This is a genomic window from Nocardia aurea, from assembly GCF_003123685.1.
Lineage (GTDB): Bacteria > Actinomycetota > Actinomycetes > Mycobacteriales > Mycobacteriaceae > Nocardia > Nocardia aurea.
On record NZ_QCYJ01000081.1, the window covers coordinates 1 to 2,284 of the forward strand.

Genomic DNA, 2,284 nt, shown 5'->3' on the forward strand with positions numbered 1-2,284 from the left:
ACCACCCGGACATGTGGGCGCGCTCGGAGGCGATCCTGCGTGCCGTGCTGAGCGAACGCGGTCAGGACTTCGACGAGGAACGCGGCGAGGGCGCCTTCTACGGTCCCAAGATCGACATCCAGATCACCGACCCGGCGGGGCGCGAGTCGACCCTGTCGACCGTTCAGGTGGACCTCTACCAGCCCGAGCGCTTCGACCTCGGCTACGCCGGCGGTGGCCGTCCCGTCATGGTGCACCGCAGCGTGGTCGGCGGCCTGGAACGGCTGGTGGCGCACCTGATCGAGGTGCACGGCGGCGCGTTCCCCGCGTGGCTGGCGCCGGTGCAGGCGGTCGTGCTGCCCGTCTCCGACTCCGCGGTCCCGGCCGCCGAGGCCCTGGTGCGGCGCTGCGTCGCCGCCGGGCTCCGCGCCGAGATGGCCGCGCCCGACCGGGGCAGCCTCGGGGCCCGGATCCGCGCCCACCGGCTGGTGCCGTACCAGCTCGTGGTGGGGCCGCGTGAGGTGGCGGAGGGCGTTGCGGCGGGTCGCGCGTCGGTGCGGCTGCGTGACGGCGGCCAGGCGGGCGCGGTGCCCGTCGAGGAACTCGCCGCCCGATCGAGTCCTGTTTTCTGAACAGCTCGACCAAAAAGGATAGGCGAGCGTCAAGGAAACACGCCCTACGTCAAAGAAAGACGGCGGGCCCTTCCCTTAACAGGTTCGGCGCTCGTAAAGTCCCAGCAACAGCTGTCGGGAGGACCTGTTGACGGAGCTTAGTGATCGAGCTTCGGAGCTGGTCGCGGCGCACGAGCAGGAGCGTCCGGCCCGGCATTTGACCGGGTGGCTGCGGCTCGCCGTGTGGACCGTGGCGGCGCTGCTTTCGGCGTACTCACTGATCGTCGTGTTCCGTCCCGTCGAGGCGCTGGAACACCGGATGACGTTCCTGGCGGTGACGCTGCCGCTGGTGTTCGTGTGCTATCGGTCCGGGATCGCGCCGCTGGTCGACCGCCTGCGCCGGCGGGGCGGACCGGCGGACGAGCCGGGCCCGCCGGCCGGGCGGCGCGGGGAGTGGCCGAGCGTGGCCGACTGGCTGCTCGCCCTGGCGTCGCTGGCGGTGCTCCTCTACCCCCTCGCCGACATCGACGCGTTCCGCGACCGGGGGTCGGGCTCCGCGCTGACGGACGTGGACGTGGTGGCGGGCCTGGCGCTCACCGTGCTGCTGCTGGAGGCCGTACGGCGCACGGTCGGCTGGTCGCTCACCATCATCTGCCTAATTTTCCTGCTTTATGCCTATTACGGGTCCTATTTGCCGATTGATTGGACGATCGGGCACCGAGGCTTCGACATCTCCCAGATCGTGTCGCAGCTCTACACGGGCACCGAGGGCTTCTTCGGAGTTCCCCTCCAGGTGGCCGCCAGTTACATCATCCTTTTCACCATTTACGGCGCCGTCCTTGACTATTCGGGCGCGAGCAAGTTCTTCATCGACCTGAGCTTCGCCGCCTTCCGCAAGTCCCGCGCCGCGCCCGGCCGCACGGTCACCACGGCGGGCTTCCTGCTCGGCACCGTCTCGGGATCGGGTGTCGCGACCACGGTGAGCCTGGGCAGCGTCTCCTGGCCGGTGCTGCGCCGGGCGGGCTACCCGAAGGAGCCGGCGGGCGGCATCCTGGCCGCGGGCGGCATCGGCGCGATCCTCTCCCCGCCCACGCTGGGCGCGGCGGCGTTCATCATCGCCGAGTACCTCAGGGTGAGCTACCTCGAGGTGCTCGTCTACGCGACCATCCCCACGCTCCTGTACTACCTGGGCATCTTCCTGGCCATCGAGATCGACTCGCGCCGCTTCCACACCCACGCCGTCCAGGTGGACGCGCCCAAGGCGAGCAGGCTGCTGCTCCGCTTCGGCTACCACTTCAGCTCGCTCATCCTGATCGTCGTGCTGATGGCGCTCGACCGGTCGGCGTTCCAGGCCGTGGTGATCGCCACCCTCATCGCCTTCGCGCTCTCCTTCCTCGACCCCGCGCACCGCATGGGGCCCAGGCGCGTCGGGCAGGCGCTGGCCAAGGGCACGCTGGAGGCGCTGCCGGTGACCGCGGTGTGCGCCGCCGCGGGCATCATCGTCGGCGTCATCACCCAGACCGGGCTCGGGCTGAACCTGAGCGCGATCATCGTGGACCTCGCGGCCGGCAACCTGATCCTGACCACGATCATGGCCGGGCTGGCGGTCATGCTGCTGGGCCTGGCCGTGCCCGTGACCGCGAGCTTCATCATCGCCGCGGTGATCATCGGGCCGGCGCTCACGTCGTTCGGGG

At 70.3% G+C, this 2,284-nt stretch carries 2 protein-coding genes; both read left to right on the forward strand.

The genetic code is table 11. The annotated features are described in order from the left end of the window. On the forward strand, positions 1-611 hold a 611-nt coding region (locus tag DAT37_RS13175), incomplete at its 5' end, for a His/Gly/Thr/Pro-type tRNA ligase C-terminal domain-containing protein (RefSeq protein ID WP_269814750.1). A gap of 127 nt (positions 612-738) precedes the next feature. Next, on the forward strand, positions 739-2,284 hold a 1,546-nt coding region (locus DAT37_RS13180; RefSeq protein WP_198654257.1), incomplete at its 3' end, for a TRAP transporter permease.